Source organism: Desulfuromonas acetoxidans DSM 684 (assembly GCF_000167355.1).
In the GTDB taxonomy this organism is placed as follows: domain Bacteria; phylum Desulfobacterota; class Desulfuromonadia; order Desulfuromonadales; family Desulfuromonadaceae; genus Desulfuromonas; species Desulfuromonas acetoxidans.
This window is the reverse complement of the sequence record NZ_AAEW02000027.1, coordinates 1-17,518: the sequence shown is the minus strand read 5'-3', so window position 1 is coordinate 17,518 and position 17,518 is coordinate 1. Positions and strand designations below refer to the sequence as shown.

The window sequence follows — 17,518 nt, the reverse complement described above, 5'->3', positions numbered from 1 at the left end:
CTTATGGCTAGTTATGGATTCATTATCATTGCCGGTGCGGTAGCTGGACTGTTTGCTGGACACCTGATGTTCCGTTCCGATTACTGTATGGTTGGAATGTTTCGCGACCTGTTTCTTTTTCGCCAGGCCAGCATGCTGCGTTTTCTGATCCTGCAGTTGGGTCTGACGCTGCTGTTGCTGGAACTGGTTCGTCTGGGTGGCGGGTTGAGCTATGACCCCCCTCCTCTCATGAAAACTGCAAATTTAAGTAGTGTCGTCGGCGGCTGTGTTTTTGGTTTCGGTATGGTGCTGACCGGGAGTTGCGTGGTGGGCTGTTTGTATAAAACCGGAGCGGGAAATGTGCTCGGGTTGTGTGCATTTATCGCCATGATTGTCGGCGCGACCCTTTATGCGGAAATGGCCCCATGGTGGAAGCAGGTGACGCAGAGCTGGACGCTGACACAACAGGTGACGGTTCCCGCCACCCTCGGTATCCCCTCGTGGTGGCTCAGTGTGCCGCTGGGTGCTTTATGGTTAGGCTGTGTGGCCTTTTGGCGGCGGGCTGAGAAGCTGGTGATTCCGGCACGAGCCGAGGGCTATATCCAGCCGTGGAAGACAGCCGTATGGCTGGCTGTCTTGACGGTGGTGTTGTGCATTTTTACCGGCATGCCCATCGGGATTACAACCATGTACGTTAAGATGGGGGCCTGGGTTGAACATCTGATTCTTCCCGAGCATGTTGCGGCCACTGCCTATTTTGCCGGCAAGGGACTCAATTACGTTCCGCCACTGACAACTCAGATGGTTTCAGGCGGTGCCGGACCGCAAATGGACGCAATTGCTGCTTTGCAACTGTCTGTTATTCTGGGTATATTGACAGGGGCGTTCTTTTCAGCAAAGCGCATTGGTGAATTTCATTGGATTTACCGTGTTCCGAAAATACAGTATGGATTTTCAATTATCGGCGGTCTGCTGGTCGGTCTCGGTGCGCGGATGGCACCGGGGTGTAATGTTTGGCATTTAATGGGAGGGGTGCCGTTTCTGGCGTGGAATTCGTTCTTGTTTGCACTGGGTTTGCTTCCCGGCGTGTGGTTGGGCAGTAGAGTCCTGTTGTCCCGCTTGTCCTAGGTTGGTCAGAGATGAAGACGATAAAATTTGATATTTGCGGCCAGATCTGTCCTTCGGCATTGTTGACGGCACTCAAAGAGATCAACCGGTATCGAAAACAACTCAAACAAGGGCAATGTGAGCTGGTGATACTGACCGACGCGCGTGACGCGACCAGAACTATCCCCTCGGCCGTAGAAAACATGGGCTATCAGGTCGATATCGGCAAAAAAGATGGATGCTACCAGATCCGCATTTTTATAAAGTAACCCACAACACCATGGATGGCGGGGATCTGCAGTTGGAAAACAACACGCTTCACCAACAGCTTGAGCAATTAAAGCAGGAACAGGAGCGTCTGTTGCAACTGGAGCAGGACGTGATTGGTTACGTTCGTGCCAAGATCGATCAGCTACTCAAAATTATGGGCACCCTGCCGTTACGCCAGGAAGAGCTGGATGATGCCACTCTGCTAGCCCTTGATCCCATCGGCATCATTGCTGAAAGCTTCTCTCAGGTCCTCGATCATCTCAAAGAAACCAATAATGATCTCGTTGTGGCGCGCGACGAACTGGAGGCGATTTTTAATGCCACCGGCGCTGCGATTATTGTCCTCAATGATGAGTTACAGCTTCATTCCTGTAACCCCATGGCCGTCAAACGGTTTTCCATCGACGCCGAGAAGGCACTCGGCTGTCACCTTGAACAGGCGATTCCCGATTGCCACAGCCTGCTGAGCCAGAATTTCCTTAACGAGTTGGCAAACTGTCGACAGGGAAGACTGGTGATTGAGATCGCTTTTCATGATTCGTGGTACTCGCTGGTGGCCACACCGGTGCGCAACAGCAATGATCAGGTGTCGTTTTATGCGCTGATCTTCAGTGATATTACCGAGCGTAAGAGAACCGAGGAGTCATTGGTTGAGGCGGAAACCCGCCTGACGGAGATCCTCAACACCATGATGGCCGGGATTCTGATTATCGATCCGCAAACGCATCGCATTGTCGATGTCAATCACATGGCCTCACAGATGATTGGTGATCCACCAGACAAGATTATTGGCGCGATCTGCCATCGCTATATCTGCCCCTCCTCATCGGGGCAGTGCCCACTGACGGATTTGAACCAAGTGATCGACAACTCTGACCGGGTATTGATCAATAACCGCGGTGAAGAGATTCCTATCCTGAAAACTGCCACCATTATTGAACTTAACGGGAAGGCGTTTATCCTCGAGAGTTTTATCGATATTCAGGCACGCAAACTGGCTGAACAGGCTCTGCGTGAAAGCGAGCAGCGCTATCGTTCACTGTACACAGCCATGCGCGAGGGCGTTGCCATTGGCGAGCTGGTTTATGATGCTCACGGGGTGGCCTGTGATTATATTCTGCATGATGTCAACCGGGCGTTTTCCGAGATGTTGGGAGTAGCCAGCGAGGAGCTGGTTGGCCATCGCGCTTCCGAGTTCTATCATGGCGCACCGCCGTATATTCATATTCTGGACGAAGTGGTTAAATACGGTATCCCCAAAGAGTATGAACTGCCGTTGTCAGATCTCGAAAAGGTGTTCCACGTTTCCGTATCGCGTCCTGAGAAGGAACGCTTTGCCTGCATTATCAACGATGTTACGGACAGCAAAAAAGCCCAGCAGGAGATTGAACGGCTGGCCTATTACGACACCTTGACCGGCCTGCCCAACCGGGTGCTGATCAAAGATCGTTTGCAGCAGGCGGTTGCTCAGGCGCAACGTTCCCGTGCCCTGGTCGGTGTTCTGGCTCTGGACCTGGACCACTTCAAAAAGATTAATGACTCGTTGGGGATCGGTTGTGGCGATCAGATGCTTAAGCTGGTCTCACAACGACTCAAAGGGCATTTGCGGCAGGGTGACAGTGTGGCACGGATGGGTGGCGACGAATTTGTCATCCTGATTACCGGAATCAAATCGCAGAACGATATTGTCACCGCAGCCGGGAAGATTCTCGATCTGCTTGCCGAGCCGGTAACCATTGACGGTCACGATCTGGTCAGCACTGGCAGTCTGGGTATTTCCGTGTATCCCACGGATGCCGATGAGGTGGACCTGTTGCTTAAACATGCCGATACCGCCATGTATCAGGCGAAGGAAACCGGGCGCAATCTCTACCAGTTTTATTCACCGGATATGAATGAGCGCGCCTTTGAGCGCTTGTTCCTCGATTCCGATCTACACCGGGCTCTGGCACGCAATGAACTGGAGTTGTATTTTCAGCCGCAAATCGATTTGGCTCAGGGCCATGTGGTAGGGGCCGAAGCGTTGTTGCGCTGGAACCATGCCACAAAGGGGCAGATCTCTCCGGTGGTGTTCATCCCGCTGGCTGAGGAGTCGGATCTGATCCTCGATATTGGTGGCTGGGTTATCGAAGAAGCCTGTCGCCATGCGCGACAATGGCACGATCAGGGCTATACCGATTTGCGTGTTGCCGTCAACCTGTCGGCACGCCAATTTCGCAGTGATCTGCCGGATATTGTCGCCCGGGTTTTGCATGAAACCGGTTTGCCGGCTCATTTGCTTGAGTTGGAACTGACGGAGAGTCTGCTGATGGAGCGCCCGGAGCTGGCACGCACCATCCTCAACAAGTTACGCTATCTCGGCAACCATCTGTCCATTGATGATTTTGGCACCGGCTATTCGTCGTTAAGCTACTTGAAACATTTTCCCATAGACCGGCTGAAGATCGACCGCAGTTTTGTCAAAGACCTTAATGTGGATCCTGACGATGCCATCATTGTTGAGGCGATTATCGCTCTGGCCCATGGTCTGCGTCTCAATGTGGTTGCCGAAGGGGTGGAAACCTCGGATCAATTTGAGTTTATGCGTCAACGTGGCTGTGATGAGATTCAGGGTTATGTGGTGGCACGACCTATGCCGGCCGATGACTTCCTCCGTTATCTGCAGAAAAGCAAGCGACAAACCGAATCATGATGGATATGCACGATGTCACCCATTTGCCAATGGTTTCGCCGGATCTGGTGCTCCATGGAGCACTGGGCGGACCTTGGACTATTGCCCGGATTAGCCCGCAACTTGATGCTTTGCTGGGCCATACTGTTTCCCCGGGCACGATGGTCGAGCGGGCATTGTCCGGAGTGCGTCCTCAATTGATTCCGCTGGTGGAAGAGGTCCTCTCTTCTCGCCAATCTTTGCAGAATATTCCTCTTGAGTTTCCCGATGGACAGCGGTTTGTCGGTGCGTTTGCCGATGGCGGATTGAGCAATGATTACCGCACCCACAGTGTCGAAGTTTTTTTGCAGCAGGTCAGTGCTGGTGAAGGCGATGAAGAAGCGTTCCACAACCTGGTCGGGCGTAGTGTTGCCATGCAGGAGGTGTTTCGTAAAATTCGTCTCTACGCGGCTTCAGATGCTGCGGTGGTGATCACGGGTGAAACCGGTACCGGTAAAGAACTGGTGGCGCGGGCTATTCATGAAGAGAGTGAGCGCCGCCTTGGCCCCTATATCGCTCTGAACTGCAGTGCCATTAGTGAAGATCTGCTCGAATCTGAGCTGTTCGGCCATGAAAAAGGCGCGTTTACCGGCGCAATTCGCAGTCATCGCGGTCGTTTTGAACGGGCGAATGGCGGTAGTCTGTTTCTTGATGAAATCGGTGACATGCCGTTGCATACCCAGACCCGGTTGCTGCGGGTGCTCGAAGAGCGTCAAGTGGAACCGGTCGGCTCGGAACGGGTTTTACCCATAGATGTGCGGATTATCTGCGCCACCAATGTCGGGCTGGAAAAGGCTGTCGGCCAGAACCGTTTTCGCAGTGACCTGTACCACCGTATCAGTGTCCTGCGCATCCATCTGCCGCCATTACGTGAGCGGCGCGATGATATCCCGTTGCTGGTCAAACGGTTTTTACGCCGTTTCAGTGACAGTTATGGACGGAGTGTTGAGCGATTGACTCCCGAAGCGATGGAACTGTTGCAGTCCTATCTGTGGCCGGGCAATATCCGCGAGTTGCGTAATGTGATGGAGCGGGTATTTGTTGAGAACCACGCGCCGGTCATTGGCGCCCGTGCTTTCAGCGAATGGGTGCGTGAGCGGCAGAATTTTGTCCAGAACCGTTGGGAAGAATCACCGCCCCGCGAAGAACCGGCTTTGATCACCCCCTATGATCCTGCACCGCGCCCCGCTACGATGACGTTGAAACCTGCTGAAGAACTGACAGAACAGGCTATTCGTCGCGCCTATGAGGAGTGTGATGGCAATATCAGTGCGGCAGCCAGACGACTGGGGATCCATCGTGCGACGCTCTATCGCCACCTGAAAAAGCTCAATCTCGATCGGGACGATCTGGGGTAATCCACACCGCCACACCGGTATTCTCCGTTGTTCCTGTGTTGCACCTGCAACGTTGCACCTGTTGCGTTGACCGCCTGGTGCAACACCCGCCTGAGGCTCTGTGACAGCGTTTTCCATTTAACATACCAGAAATACAGGGATGTTGTCTCTGGCACAAAGCTTGAACTGTTAGAGGGCATACAAAACAGCACACGGCGTTGAACTGTTGTCGCCATGATGCTGTAAGATGTAAGCATGTGGGAAAGGAGTTCATGATGCAACGAGATCAATTAACCCGTAACAGTCAACAGGCCTTGCAGGCGGCACGCCAATTAGCCCTCGACCGTGGCCATGCAGAAATTGATGCCGAACATCTGTTTGTAGCCCTGTTGCAACAGCCCGATGGTCTGGTGCCCAACTTGTTGGGGAAATTGTCGATCAAGCCGCAGGAGGTTCACCAGCAATTGGAGAAAATCCTCAAGGCGCGGCCGCAGATCAGCGGGCCAGGGCATGACAATGTTTATTTGTCCCCTCGATTGGATAAACTCCTCACCGTTGCCCAGCGCGAGGCTGAAGCACTCAAAGACGACTATATCAGCGTCGAGCATCTATTGCTTGGGCTGTCTAGTGACGACAAGAAATCCCCCCTTGGCCAATTGTGTGCACGACTGGAATTGACAAAAAAACGCCTGTTGGAGGTGCTGGCTGAAGTACGTGGTCATCAGCGGGTGACCAGTGAAGACCCGGAATCCACCTACCAGGTGTTGGAAAAGTACGGTCGCGATCTGGTGGCTGCAGTGCGTGACGGCAAGCTCGACCCAGTAATCGGCCGTGACGACGAGATCCGCCGCGTGATTCGCATCCTGTCGCGTAAAACCAAAAATAATCCTGTGCTGATCGGTGAGCCTGGTGTCGGTAAAACCGCCATTGTCGAAGGTTTGGCCCAGCGCATCGTGCGTGGTGACGTGCCCGACGGCATGCGTGACAAAACCATCTTTGCCCTCGACATGGGAGCATTGATCGCCGGAGCCAAATACCGTGGCGAGTTTGAGGAGCGCCTCAAGGCGGTACTCAACGAGATACGCAGTAGTGATGGTCGTATCCTGTTGTTTATTGATGAGCTGCACACCATCGTTGGTGCCGGAAAAACTGAAGGTGCCATGGATGCCGGCAACATGCTCAAACCGATGCTGGCGCGTGGTGAACTGCACTGTATTGGCGCCACGACCCTTGATGAATACCGCAGCCATATTGAAAAGGATGCCGCTTTAGAGCGCCGTTTTCAGCCGGTGATGGTCACTCAGCCCACCGTGGAGGATAGTATCAGTATCTTGCGGGGGCTTAAGGAGCGTTTTGAGGTCCACCACGGTGTTAAAATTCAGGATCAGGCACTGGTGGCGGCAGCGACCCTCAGCCAGCGCTATATCAGCGAACGTTTTTTGCCTGACAAAGCTATTGACCTGGTGGATGAAGCCTGTGCCATGGTGCGTACTGAGATCGATTCCATGCCGGCAGCCATGGATACCGCAGCACGCCGCGTTATGCAGTTGGAGATCGAGGAAGCCGCGCTGGTCAAAGAGAAAGATGCCGCCAGCAAAGAACGCCTCAAGGCGTTGCAGGAAGAGCTGGCCGAGCAGAAGCACATTGTCGATTCGTTCCGTGCCCAGTGGGATGTGGAAAAAGCCGGCTTGCAGAAAATCCAGCAGTTGCGCGAACAGATTGAACAGGCCAATTTGCAACTGGCTGCAGCAGAGCGCGACTACGATTTGAATACCGCGGCGGAAATCCGTCATGGTCGGTTGCCGCAACTAGAGCAGCAACTGGCCGATCTGGAACATGATGCTGGCGAACGCCCCGAAGGGCAGCGGCTGCTGCACGAAAGTGTCGGCGCTGATGAAATTGCCGGCATTGTCGCCCGCTGGACCGGTATTCCCATGGAGCGGATGCTCGAAGGAGAGCGGGAGAAACTGCTCAAGCTGGATGAGCATCTCCACGAGCGGGTGATCGGTCAGGACGAAGCGGTGCAACTGGTCAGCGACGCAGTGATCCGTGCCCGCGCCGGCATCAAAGACCCGAAACGGCCGATGGGGTCGTTTATTTTCCTCGGCCCGACCGGAGTGGGTAAAACTGAGCTGGCTCGCGCTTTGGCGGCAGCGCTGTTTGACAGCGAAGAGCACATGGTGCGCATTGATATGTCGGAATACATGGAGAAACACAGCATCAGCCGTCTTGTTGGTGCGCCTCCCGGCTATGTTGGTTACGATGAAGGTGGCCAGTTGACCGAAGCCGTGCGCCGTCGCCCCTTCTCCGTGGTGCTGTTCGATGAAATTGAAAAGGCTCATCCGGACATCTTCAACGTGTTGTTGCAGATCATGGATGACGGCCGGGTCACTGATTCTCATGGCCGCACCGTGGACTTTAAAAACACGGTAATCATCATGACCTCAAATATTGGGTCTGAATACCTGCTGCAGGATGAGGGTGGTGATGAGGTCAGTGAAGCGACACGCCAAGCGGTGATGGGCCAATTGCGCCAAAACTTCCGCCCCGAGTTCCTCAATCGCGTCGATGATACGGTGCTGTTCCAGCCGTTACAGCGTGAGCAACTGGCGCAGATCATTGATCTGCAGGTGGCTGAACTGCAGCAACGTCTTGCCGATCGTCGTATTACCATTCACCTGGATGCGGCGGCCAAACAACTGGTATGTGATCGAGCGTATGATCCCCACTATGGAGCGCGACCGCTCAAACGGTTTTTGCAACATGAGCTGGAAACGCGGATTGGTCGGGCGATTATCGCCGGTGAGGTGTTGGAAGACAGCACCATTGCTGTTGGAGTGGAGCACGGCGAGTTGACGCTCCACATCTCTTGATCGGACTGTGTTGAAACATGAACGGCCCCGAAGTGTGTTGCTTCGAGGCCGTTTTTTTATACGAGCTCAGCGGTGTTGTTTCAATCGGTTCGCATCCGTTTACGTTGCCGACGACCATCGCGGTGACCGTTCTCTTCGTTCGGCGCTGCTGAACGGGAGGGCTGGGCTGCTCAATAACAAACCCAGGCAGGGTGGGCACTGCCCACCCGTTATAAGCGGTGCCACGGAAGGAATAAAGATAGACGTGAGCCTGTTATCAACGCTTTACGCCAAAGCTGATGAGTTGCACGATTCGCCGACCTAAAGGGCGGCGAGCCGGATATGCAAAGCAGAACGGAAACAAATTCATTGTCGGTTGCCGGGACGAAACCCGGCGACCTTGGCCTTGATTTTTAACTATTCAGCGACTCTTCAAACCCCACCATCTCACCAATCAGATCATATTCCGTGGTGTCGGTGATTTTCAAATCAACGATATCGCCGACATCGGCTTGCCCTGAGGTGACATAGACCAGGCCATCGATATCCGGGGCCTGACTCGGACTGCGTCCCTGCAGCAGCAGTTCTGTTTCTTCGCTGTAACCCTCAATCAATACCGGCACTACTTTGCCGACCAGGTCCCGATGTTTGCGGAAGGACACCCGGCTCTGGGCCTTCATCAGCTTGTCGAGGCGGCGTTTCTTGATGGTTTCATCCACCTGATTGTCGAGGTTTGCGGCAGCCGTACCCTCTTCGCGCGAATAGCGGAACACGCCAACGCGGTCAAAATGACCTTCCTCAACAAATTCGAGCAGTTGCTGGTATTGGGCATCCGTTTCACCTGGAAATCCAACGATAAACGAGGTGCGCAAGGTCATGTCGGGAATCCGCTCCCGCAGTCGCGAGATCAATTGTCGGCTGTCCTGTGCGTCAATTCGCCGGTTCATCATGGATAGAATGTCATCATTGATGTGTTGCAGTGGCAGGTCAAGGTAGTTACAGATCTTGTCTTCACTGGCGATCAGGTCGATCAGTTCGTTACTGATGCCGTCGGGATAAGCATAAAGGAGTCGCAACCAGCTCAGATCCTCAATTTTTACCAGTTCCTGCAGTAGTTCTTCCAGAGTTGCACCGTCACTGCGGTCCTGGCCAAAGGCGGTAATATCCTGGGCAATGAGATTGACTTCCTTAACCCCTTCTTTCACCAGCTTTTGCACTTCCTGGACAATGGAATCAATGCTGCGTGATCGCAACATGCCGCGTAACTTGGGAATAATGCAATAAGAACAGTGGTTGGAGCACCCCTCGGCAATCTTGACATAGGCGCTGTAAAACGGCGAGGCTTTGGCGCGTGGTGTCAAGTGGTCGTACAGGGCTTGAGGGTTGGCGCTGGTGGCGTTGATCTGTTGTTGCGAGCCTTGCCATTGATCGATCAGCTCGACGATGCGAGCGGCGTCTCCGGTGCCCATAAACAGATCGACCTCCGGTAACTCGGTCGCCAGTTCGTCCCGGTAACGTTGCGGCAGGCAGCCGGTAACGATCAGCATGCGGCACTGCCCTTCCTCTTTAAAGCGTGCTGCTTCGAGGATGGTGTCGACAGATTCTTCCTGAGCATCGTTGATAAACGCACAGGTGTTGATAATGAGAATATCTGCCGCTTCTTCCTCAGTGATGATCTCAAAGCGGTCAGGCGGCAGATGGCCGAGCATCACCTCGGCATCGACAAGATTTTTCGGGCAGCCGAGGCTGACCAGACAGACTTTTTTTCTGGGCAAAATTCAGTACTCCACGGGCGGCAATCTCCCGTTTAGAAAAGGGGGTTACATCAGGAGCGCATGTTGACAAACTGCAGCTCGATATCAAGGTCTTTCGACTTGAGAAGCTGCATTACTTCCTGGAGGTCATCAATTTTTTTTCCTGACACGCGCACCTCATCTTCCATGATCTGAGGTTGTACCTTGAGTTTTGTGTCCTTGATCATTTTGACCAGCTCTTTGGCTTTCTCTTTTGAGATGCCTTGGATTAGGTTGATGGGTTGACGAACGGCGCCGGCCGAAGCACTCTCTTTTTTGCCGAAGTCGAGAGACTTGGCTGAAACATTACGCCGGGTCAGCTTGCCCTTGAGAATGTCAATAATGGCGTCGAGTTTATAGTCATCGGCAGCCAGGATGGAAATGGCATCTTTGCTGAGGTCAATCTCGTTATGGGTGCCTTTAAAGTCGTAACGCTGGCTGACCTCTTTGCGGGTCTGGTTGACGGCGTTATCCACTTCCTGAAGATCGATTTTGGAAACAATATCAAAACTGGGCATGATTTTTCTCCCTGGTTAATCAGAAGACGACTGGAATTATTTGAGGTTCAACTTTAAATCAGACGCTTTGATAATTTCAACCTTTTCGGGCAGTTCAAAGACAAACTGTTCGGTTTCCGGTGCCTGATTAAGCGCGACATGGCGAAATTCGATCTCGGTCTGGTTGCCGGTCTGATCGACAATGGCTGCGCGTTGCAACGGCAGGGCCTGCGGTGGTTCGGCATCCGCAATCCAGTTGGGCAGCGTCAGAATAAGTGTCTGGATGTACGCGGACGGTTTTTTCGGCGTCAGTTCAAGGCGGTAGGTGGCGGATTGCTCGTCTGGACTGCCAATTAATTCGGCTGAGAAGAATTGTTCCAATCGACCCAGGTTGCGCAAAAACAGCATTGGATCGTTGCTCTGATCGAGTGAGTCATCCAGCTGGGAAATCATTACCTGATTATTCTCAGGCAGATAGACCCACAAGGTGGTGCCATTGGAGTAGATCTGCTGATTACTCGGCACCTCATAGATCCAGCGCAACAGGGTCTTCGCTGTCGCTTGGTCCTGATTATCAAAACGCATGGTGATGGTGCCGCGTCCGGTCCGAGTACGGCCAAGGCTGGCGATATAGGCTTTCTGATAAAAATCGGCGCTAAAGTCGTGGATGGCCTGTGGGTGGTGCGGATCGGCAAAGCGTTGTTGTAAACGATGGAGTAACTGATCGGCACTGAGCTCTCCGCCAAAGGCGGGAGTGCAGAGCAGGGTCAGCATGATAAAGAGCAAAAAAGAGCGCATGCTCAGATCCTTTCTTGGAAATCCTGGACGGGCTGGAATGATCATGAACGGAAATGGTTGAAACCACGGGCTTCAACCCGTTGTTCCTGACCGTTGAGTTGGACAAGTGTCAGACCCTGTTCGGCGGCGAGCAGGGTGCCGATACGGGTCAGGGGTAGATTCAGCCGATGGCCTAAAGCGTCGATGGCATCGCTGCAGCATGACGGCGCGGAAAAAAGCAGTTCGTAATCTTCTCCACCCTGAAGGATGAGATCTTCATCGGCCGGGTGGTCGTGCAAATGTTGACGGGTATCGCTCGACAGGGGGATCTGTTGCTGGTCGATGTGTGCGCCGAGAGCAGATTGTTTGAGAATGTGACCGAGATCAGACAGTAGGCCATCAGAGATGTCGATCATACTGGTGGCAATTCCTTGTTGGGCCAATGCCTGTCCAAGCGCAAGGCGGGGGGTGGGCCGGTGATGACGCTGACATAGAAAATCGCTCGGATTTTCACCACGTAGCAGCAGAGCCAGGGCCAGGGCGCTGTCACCCAGGGTGCCTGAAACAAACAGGGCCTCCCCCTCCTGAGCGGTCTTGCGGCTGAGCATTTGCGTGGCGCTGACGCTGCCCTGCACGGTGACGGAGATGATCAGTTTGTCGCTGCTGCGGCAGGTGTCGCCACCACAAAGGCTCGCTCCGGCCTGATCGACTTCATCGAGAAAGCCGCGACTGAAGTTATCCACCTCGGCCAGGCTCAGGTCCGCCGGCAGACCAACACCAAGATAAAGATGGTGTGGGGTGCCTCCCATGGCGGCAATGTCACTCAGATTCACTGCGGCACTTTTGCGGCCCAGGCTGTACATGTCTGTCCAGCAGCGGCGAAAATGGACCTCTTCGATCAGCAGGTCTTTGCTGGTCAGCAGGACTTTGCCCTCAGCAACGTGGGTGGCAGAGCAATCGTCGCCGATGCCGAGAACCACACTGTCGCCTTGCTGAGCCTGGCGTTTGATCCGCTCTATAAGGCCAAATTCGCCAGCTTGAGCCAGGGATGTCAAAGAGGTCGTTTTTGTCATGGCCACAGAGTATGCAAAGTTGCCTGAAAAGTCCAGATGAAGCGCTGTTGTGGCGTGAATTGCTGGCGATCTTTTGATGCGACAGACGCTTCATCGACATCAAGGGTGGTTTTGCGATTTCATTTCGCGGAATGTGGAAAAAATATAACTATCCGAATTAACACACTTGTTCAATTTACAGAATCGAACAAGTGAAATGAATTATGTTGATTCTGTGTTTTTAATGTATTGTTCTGATTGGTCATGACATGTGCGGCGCAAGAATCAGTGGAGCTGATTGTGTTTGCACTGGGAACTGGTATATATATTAGAAAGTGTCGAATTATTAAAAAGAGATTGTCGCTATGGGGAAAACACGTTTCTACAATCTGGCTGTGATCGGCAGTTTTATTCTGGTCGTGCTGTCATCTGTTGCAATGGCTGAAGATTCTCTTGTTTTGGGTATGTCCACGGCTTTGACCGGTCCCACTGCGGAGCTGGGGTTGCGGATGCGCGATGGTGTCATGCTTGGACTGGAGCGGGTGAACGATGCCGGCGGCATTCAGGGGCGGCGTGTGGTACTGCGCGCTTATGATGATGGCTACGAGCCGCAGAGAGTTGCCCAGAATCTGCGGCGCCTGGTTGAGGATGATCAGGCCGTTGCCATCATTGGCAATGTCGGAACGCCGACAGCGATTGCGGCCTTGCCGATCATCACCAGTCATGGTGTCCCTTTTGTCGCGCCATTTACCGGTGCCGGTCTGTTGCGTAAAACACCGCCGCAACGTTATGTGATTAACTTTCGCGCCAGTTATGTCCAAGAAGTTACGACAATGATTCGCGGCTTGATCGAACAGGGTGGTATTCGTCCTGATGAGATCGCGTTTTTTACCCAGCGTGACAGTTATGGCGATGCCGGGTACGTGGGCGGTGTGACGGCATTACAACATTATGGCCTGCACGATGTGCGAAACATTCTCCATGTGCGTTATGAACGCAATACTCTGGCGGTAGAAAATGCCCTGGCCGACCTGGTCTACTCTCCGCGTAATATCCGAGCGGTTATTATGGTTGGCGCTTATGCTCCGTGTGCCAAGTTTATCCGTCTGGCAAAAGATGTTGGACTCAAGGCTGTATTTCTCAATGTCTCATTTGTCGGCAGTGAATTGCTGCTGAACGAGCTTGGCGAGCAGGGCGACGGCGTCATTGTTACCCAGGTGGTGCCGCCGTTAACAGGTGACGGTGTGCCGATTGTTCGCGAGTATCTTGCTGATTTTAAACGATTCAATCAGGCGGGGCGGCCCAACCATGTTGGTCTTGAAGGGTATATTTCCACCCGCTTGCTGCAACGGGCCCTGGTGCAGATTGAAGGTCGGGTAACGCGCGAACTTGTTGTTGACGCCCTTGAGAGTCTGGGATCATTTGATCTGGGTCTTGGCGTTGCTCTGCAGCTGAGCCCTGAGCGACATCAGGCTTGTCAACAGGTGTGGGGGACGTATTTTTCCCATGGTCAGACTGTTCCTTTCGCTTGGGAGACGCTGCCGAAATTGCTTAAAGCACAGAGGGGGACACCATGAAACAATCCCCCAGTATCACCGTGTTCATGCTGGTCTGGTTGCTGATTGTGACTGCAGTGCTGTCTGTCTTTGCATTGATGGGGCTCGGCTATAATCTGGTGACGGATTTAAATGCCCAGCGCGATAAAGTTCACCAGGAACTGATAAATAAGCGCGCAACCGTTGAACGGTTGCAAACGATGCTGGCCGAAATCCGCTCAGAATCGCTGAAGCTTTTCTATGACCAGGAGCAGGAGAATCATCACGATGAAACGGTTCACCAATACACCAGGGTGTTACTGCCGTTTATTGCTCGTTTTGATGTTGAGGACAATACCAACCTGGAGCGTTGTCAACGCGCTCTTGAAGATCTGAACCGGTTTACCGATCGTGCGGAGGAATGGGCCAGTCGTTATCATGACGTGCGTCGTCGCTACTTGGAGGGAGGCGGTTTGATGCGAATCCGCCGCTTGTTGCGACAGTTGCACTCCATTGCCGATATGGTGCAGGGGCGTCAGCGTCTGGAAGAGGCGGTTCTGGTCCAACATTGGCGGGAAAATTCATCGACCTCGGCGGAAGCGGTGGCCCGACACATCATTGAAGAACGCCAGAAACGCTGGTATCCCCTGCTGCGGGAAATTCGTTCTGAAGTGGACAGTCTTGGCCAGCAGGTGGAACAGTTGGCCAGTGCCAGGCGGACGGATCAGTTGGTGGATATCCGTGACAACATGCTTAAGCCTGGATTGGAACGGCTGAAAAGAAATCTGGTGATTCTGATTGAGGATCATGTTCTTGATGATTCGGCGGCTCTGGACCGGCTGGAACAATTGAAGGTCGAACTGTTCGGCAAACAATATCAAATTGACCCGGCTTATCAGACGGTGGTTGTCACAGGAGGTCTTTATGAACTTCACCGTGACCATATCGTGCTGTTGCGTCAGCGTATGGTGCTTGATAAATCGTTGCAGGAGAGTTATGTCGGCCTTGAAAGCCTCAATGTGGCTCTGGCGCAGTTGACTCAGTCCCGCCTTGATGATCTTGGCAGTCAGGCGGAGCGATGGTTGCACGAGACTCTGGATAGCATCAAACAGGGGGCTTATGTGGTCCTGGGGCTTTTTGTTGTGATTGGCGCGGTGATCTCCTGGCTGGTTCGCCGCCAAGTGCGGCAGATGTTTTTGTTGCAGCGCGATAAAGAGCTGATTCTCAATGCTGCCGGCGATGGGATTGTTGGTGTCGACAGAACGGGGCGGGCCAGTTTTGTCAACCCTGCGGCGGCGCGGATGCTCGGCTACGACGCAGAGGATTTTCTGCGCCGTTATGTGGTGGAAACGATTCCGGTTGTCCTGGCCAATGGTGAACATGTCATGGAGCAGGATCACCCGATCAGTCAGACCCGACAACTGGAACAGGGCTTGTGTGTCCGTTCTGACCTCGATGCGTTTCGCCGGCGAGACGGAACGATTATCTCCGTGGAATATGTGGCAACCCCACTGATCGGTTCAGCTGGTCAGCATGAAGGGGCGGTGTTGATCTTTAAAGATCTGACCCGGCAGCAGCAGGCGGAGGAACGGTTGGAGGAGAAAAAACAGCTTCTCGACCACATGAGCAATCACGACAGCTTGACCGGCTTACCCAACCGGCGCTTGTTTCAGGACCGGCTTTACCATGCCATTGAACGGGCGCGGCGCAGTTCCAGCGAGATGTCCGTGTTGTTCATTGATCTGGACCGTTTCAAAAAAATCAACGATTCTCTCGGCCATGAACTGGGCGATAAATTGCTGATCTCTGTGGCGCGCAGGATGCAGAGCCATTTGCGACGCTCTGACACGCTGGCCCGACTTGGTGGTGATGAATTTGTAGTGATCCTTGAAGAATCGAGTCATTCCCATTTTGCCGCAGTGATTGCACGCAATCTGCTCAATGAGCTTTCCGAAGCGTTTGATGTGGAGTCCCACCGGCTGTTTGTGACGGCAAGTATCGGTATCAGCCGCTATCCTTATGATGCCGAGGATGTGGTCGGGCTGATGTCGAGTGCCGATGCCGCCATGTACCACGCTAAATCCCGCGGTCGCAACAACTTCCAGTTCTACGCACCGGAAATGAATGGGCGTGCTCAGGACTTTCTGGAGATGGAAACACAACTGCGTGATGCGTTGGCGTTGGAGCAGTTTGAGGTGTATTATCAGCCGCAGTATGACATGCGCGATCAGACCCTGGTGGGAGCAGAGGCTTTGTTGCGTTGGAACCATCCGGAGCGGGGTATGGTGCCTCCGGGAGATTTTATTGCATTGGCGGAAGAGACGGGCGCGATTGTGCCGATAGGCGAATGGGTGCTGATGCAGGTGTGTCGACAGAATCGCCAATGGATGGATGAGGGGCTGACGCCGGTCCGGGTTGCCGTCAATATCTCAATCGCACAGTTTCGCAGTAATCTCAGCCAGACGCTGGAGCAGGTTCTTGAACAAAGCGGGATGCCGGCAGAATTACTCGAGCTTGAAATTACCGAGAGTATGTTGATGGAAGATGAGGAGGAAACTATCACCCTGCTCAATGAACTCAAGGAAAAAGGGCTGCATATCTCGATTGATGATTTCGGTACGGGCTATTCGTCGTTGAGTTATCTGAGAAAGTTGCCGGTCGACAAGTTGAAAATTGATCGTTCCTTTATTGCACATGTTGTCCATAATCAAAGTGATGCGGCGATCACCGGTTCGATCATCGCCCTGGGGCAGAATATGGATTTGAGAATTCTTGCTGAAGGGGTGGAACATGAAGAGCAGAGAGATTTTTTGCTGCAGCATCGGTGTTATATCGCGCAAGGGTTTCTTTATGCCCGGCCGATGACTGCTGAAGACTTTGTCCGGTTACTGTGAGACCGGGCGTGAACTCAATGGAGAAACGATGAAATATATTGGTGCCCATGTCAGTGCCGCTGGCGGTGTTGAGCACGCTGTAGCCAACGCTGTTGCCATTGGTGCGACGGCATTTGCGCTGTTTACCAAAAACCAGAAACGCTGGACAGCGCCACCACTGAAACCGGAAAATATCAGCGCTTTTAAACAAGCTTGTACCTCTCAGGGGTTTTCTCCGGAGCAGATCCTGCCTCACGATAGCTACCTGATCAATTTGGGGCATCCTCAAGCGGATAAGCTGGAGAAGTCCCGCCAGGCGTTTATCGACGAGATGCAGCGCTGTGAAGCGCTCGGCCTGACTCGGCTCAATTTTCATCCCGGCAGTCATTTGAGGGAGATTGATGAGCGTGCCTGTCTGGCCCGAATTGCCGAATCGATCAATCTGGCTCTGGAGCAGACGCACAGTGTGGTCGCCGTGATTGAGAATACCGCTGGCCAGGGCAGTAATGTCGGCTATTGCTTTGAGCATCTGGCCGAAATACTTTGCCAGGTTGCAGATCAAAGCCGGGTGGGGGTCTGTCTGGACACCTGCCATCTGTTTGCCGCAGGATATGATTTACGCACTGCGGCGGCCTGCGACGAGACGTTTGGACAATTTGCTGAGCAGGTTGGTTTTGAGCGGTTGTACGGCATGCATCTCAACGACAGTAAAACCGCGTTGGGAAAACATGTGGAT

General features: G+C 53.3%; 12 protein-coding genes. 8 read left to right on the top strand and 4 right to left on the bottom strand.

What is annotated here, in order from left to right; genetic code table 11:
- Positions 1-3 precede the first annotated feature (3 nt).
- The 5 genes from DACE_RS15380 (at position 4) to clpB (ending at position 8,276) form a co-directional block, all read left to right on the top strand.
- Entirely contained in the window at positions 4-1,107 is a 1,104-nt protein-coding gene (locus DACE_RS15380; protein WP_006002764.1) for a YeeE/YedE family protein, read from the top strand.
- Between the two features lie 11 nt (positions 1,108-1,118).
- Positions 1,119-1,355 carry a sulfurtransferase TusA family protein gene (locus DACE_RS15375; RefSeq protein ID WP_006002762.1) on the top strand — a complete coding sequence of 79 codons (237 nt, stop codon included), beginning with the start codon at positions 1,119-1,121 and terminating at the stop codon, positions 1,353-1,355.
- Positions 1,325-4,048 carry a sensor domain-containing protein gene (locus DACE_RS15370; protein ID WP_081450045.1) on the top strand — a complete coding sequence of 908 codons (2,724 nt, stop codon included), beginning with the start codon at positions 1,325-1,327 and terminating at the stop codon, positions 4,046-4,048. Before DACE_RS15375 ends, DACE_RS15370 begins: the two co-directional genes overlap by 31 nt.
- Positions 4,045-5,424 (top strand): sigma-54 interaction domain-containing protein, encoded by a 1,380-nt coding sequence (locus DACE_RS15365; RefSeq protein ID WP_006002758.1) that lies wholly within the window; start codon positions 4,045-4,047, stop codon positions 5,422-5,424. The genes DACE_RS15370 and DACE_RS15365 overlap by 4 nt, the downstream gene beginning before the upstream one ends.
- Positions 5,425-5,678: 254 nt before the next feature.
- Positions 5,679-8,276, top strand: a complete 2,598-nt coding sequence (gene clpB / locus DACE_RS15360; RefSeq protein ID WP_040367737.1) for an ATP-dependent chaperone ClpB — start codon at positions 5,679-5,681, stop codon at positions 8,274-8,276.
- Between the two features lie 392 nt (positions 8,277-8,668).
- Here the strand turns inward: clpB and rimO are convergent, their stop codons facing one another.
- Genes rimO through thiL form a run of 4 tightly spaced genes read right to left on the bottom strand, consistent with a single transcriptional unit; the run spans position 8,669 to position 12,395 of the window.
- Positions 8,669-10,030, bottom strand: a complete 1,362-nt coding sequence (gene rimO, locus DACE_RS15355) for a 30S ribosomal protein S12 methylthiotransferase RimO (protein ID WP_006002755.1) — start codon at positions 10,028-10,030, stop codon at positions 8,669-8,671.
- Between the two features lie 50 nt (positions 10,031-10,080).
- Positions 10,081-10,566: a YajQ family cyclic di-GMP-binding protein gene (locus DACE_RS15350; RefSeq protein ID WP_006002753.1), complete on the bottom strand. Its 486-nt coding sequence runs from the start codon at positions 10,564-10,566 to the stop codon at positions 10,081-10,083.
- A 36-nt stretch (positions 10,567-10,602) separates the two neighbouring features.
- A complete protein-coding gene (locus DACE_RS15345) occupies positions 10,603-11,343 on the bottom strand; it encodes a LolA family protein (RefSeq protein WP_006002751.1) in 741 nt (246 codons plus the stop codon).
- 41 nt (positions 11,344-11,384) lie between these two features.
- Positions 11,385-12,395: a thiamine-phosphate kinase gene (gene thiL, locus DACE_RS15340; protein WP_006002748.1), complete on the bottom strand. Its 1,011-nt coding sequence runs from the start codon at positions 12,393-12,395 to the stop codon at positions 11,385-11,387.
- 344 nt (positions 12,396-12,739) lie between these two features.
- Between thiL and DACE_RS15335 the strand changes: the two genes are divergently transcribed.
- The 3 genes from DACE_RS15335 to nfo all read left to right on the top strand — a co-directional run.
- Positions 12,740-13,951, top strand: coding sequence for an ABC transporter substrate-binding protein (locus DACE_RS15335; RefSeq protein WP_006002746.1), 1,212 nt, complete (start codon positions 12,740-12,742; stop codon positions 13,949-13,951).
- Positions 13,948-16,803: a putative bifunctional diguanylate cyclase/phosphodiesterase gene (locus DACE_RS17610; protein WP_006002744.1), complete on the top strand. Its 2,856-nt coding sequence runs from the start codon at positions 13,948-13,950 to the stop codon at positions 16,801-16,803. The genes DACE_RS15335 and DACE_RS17610 overlap by 4 nt, the downstream gene beginning before the upstream one ends.
- Before the next feature lie 28 nt (positions 16,804-16,831).
- On the top strand, positions 16,832-17,518 hold a 687-nt coding region (nfo, locus tag DACE_RS15325; protein WP_006002742.1), incomplete at its 3' end, for a deoxyribonuclease IV.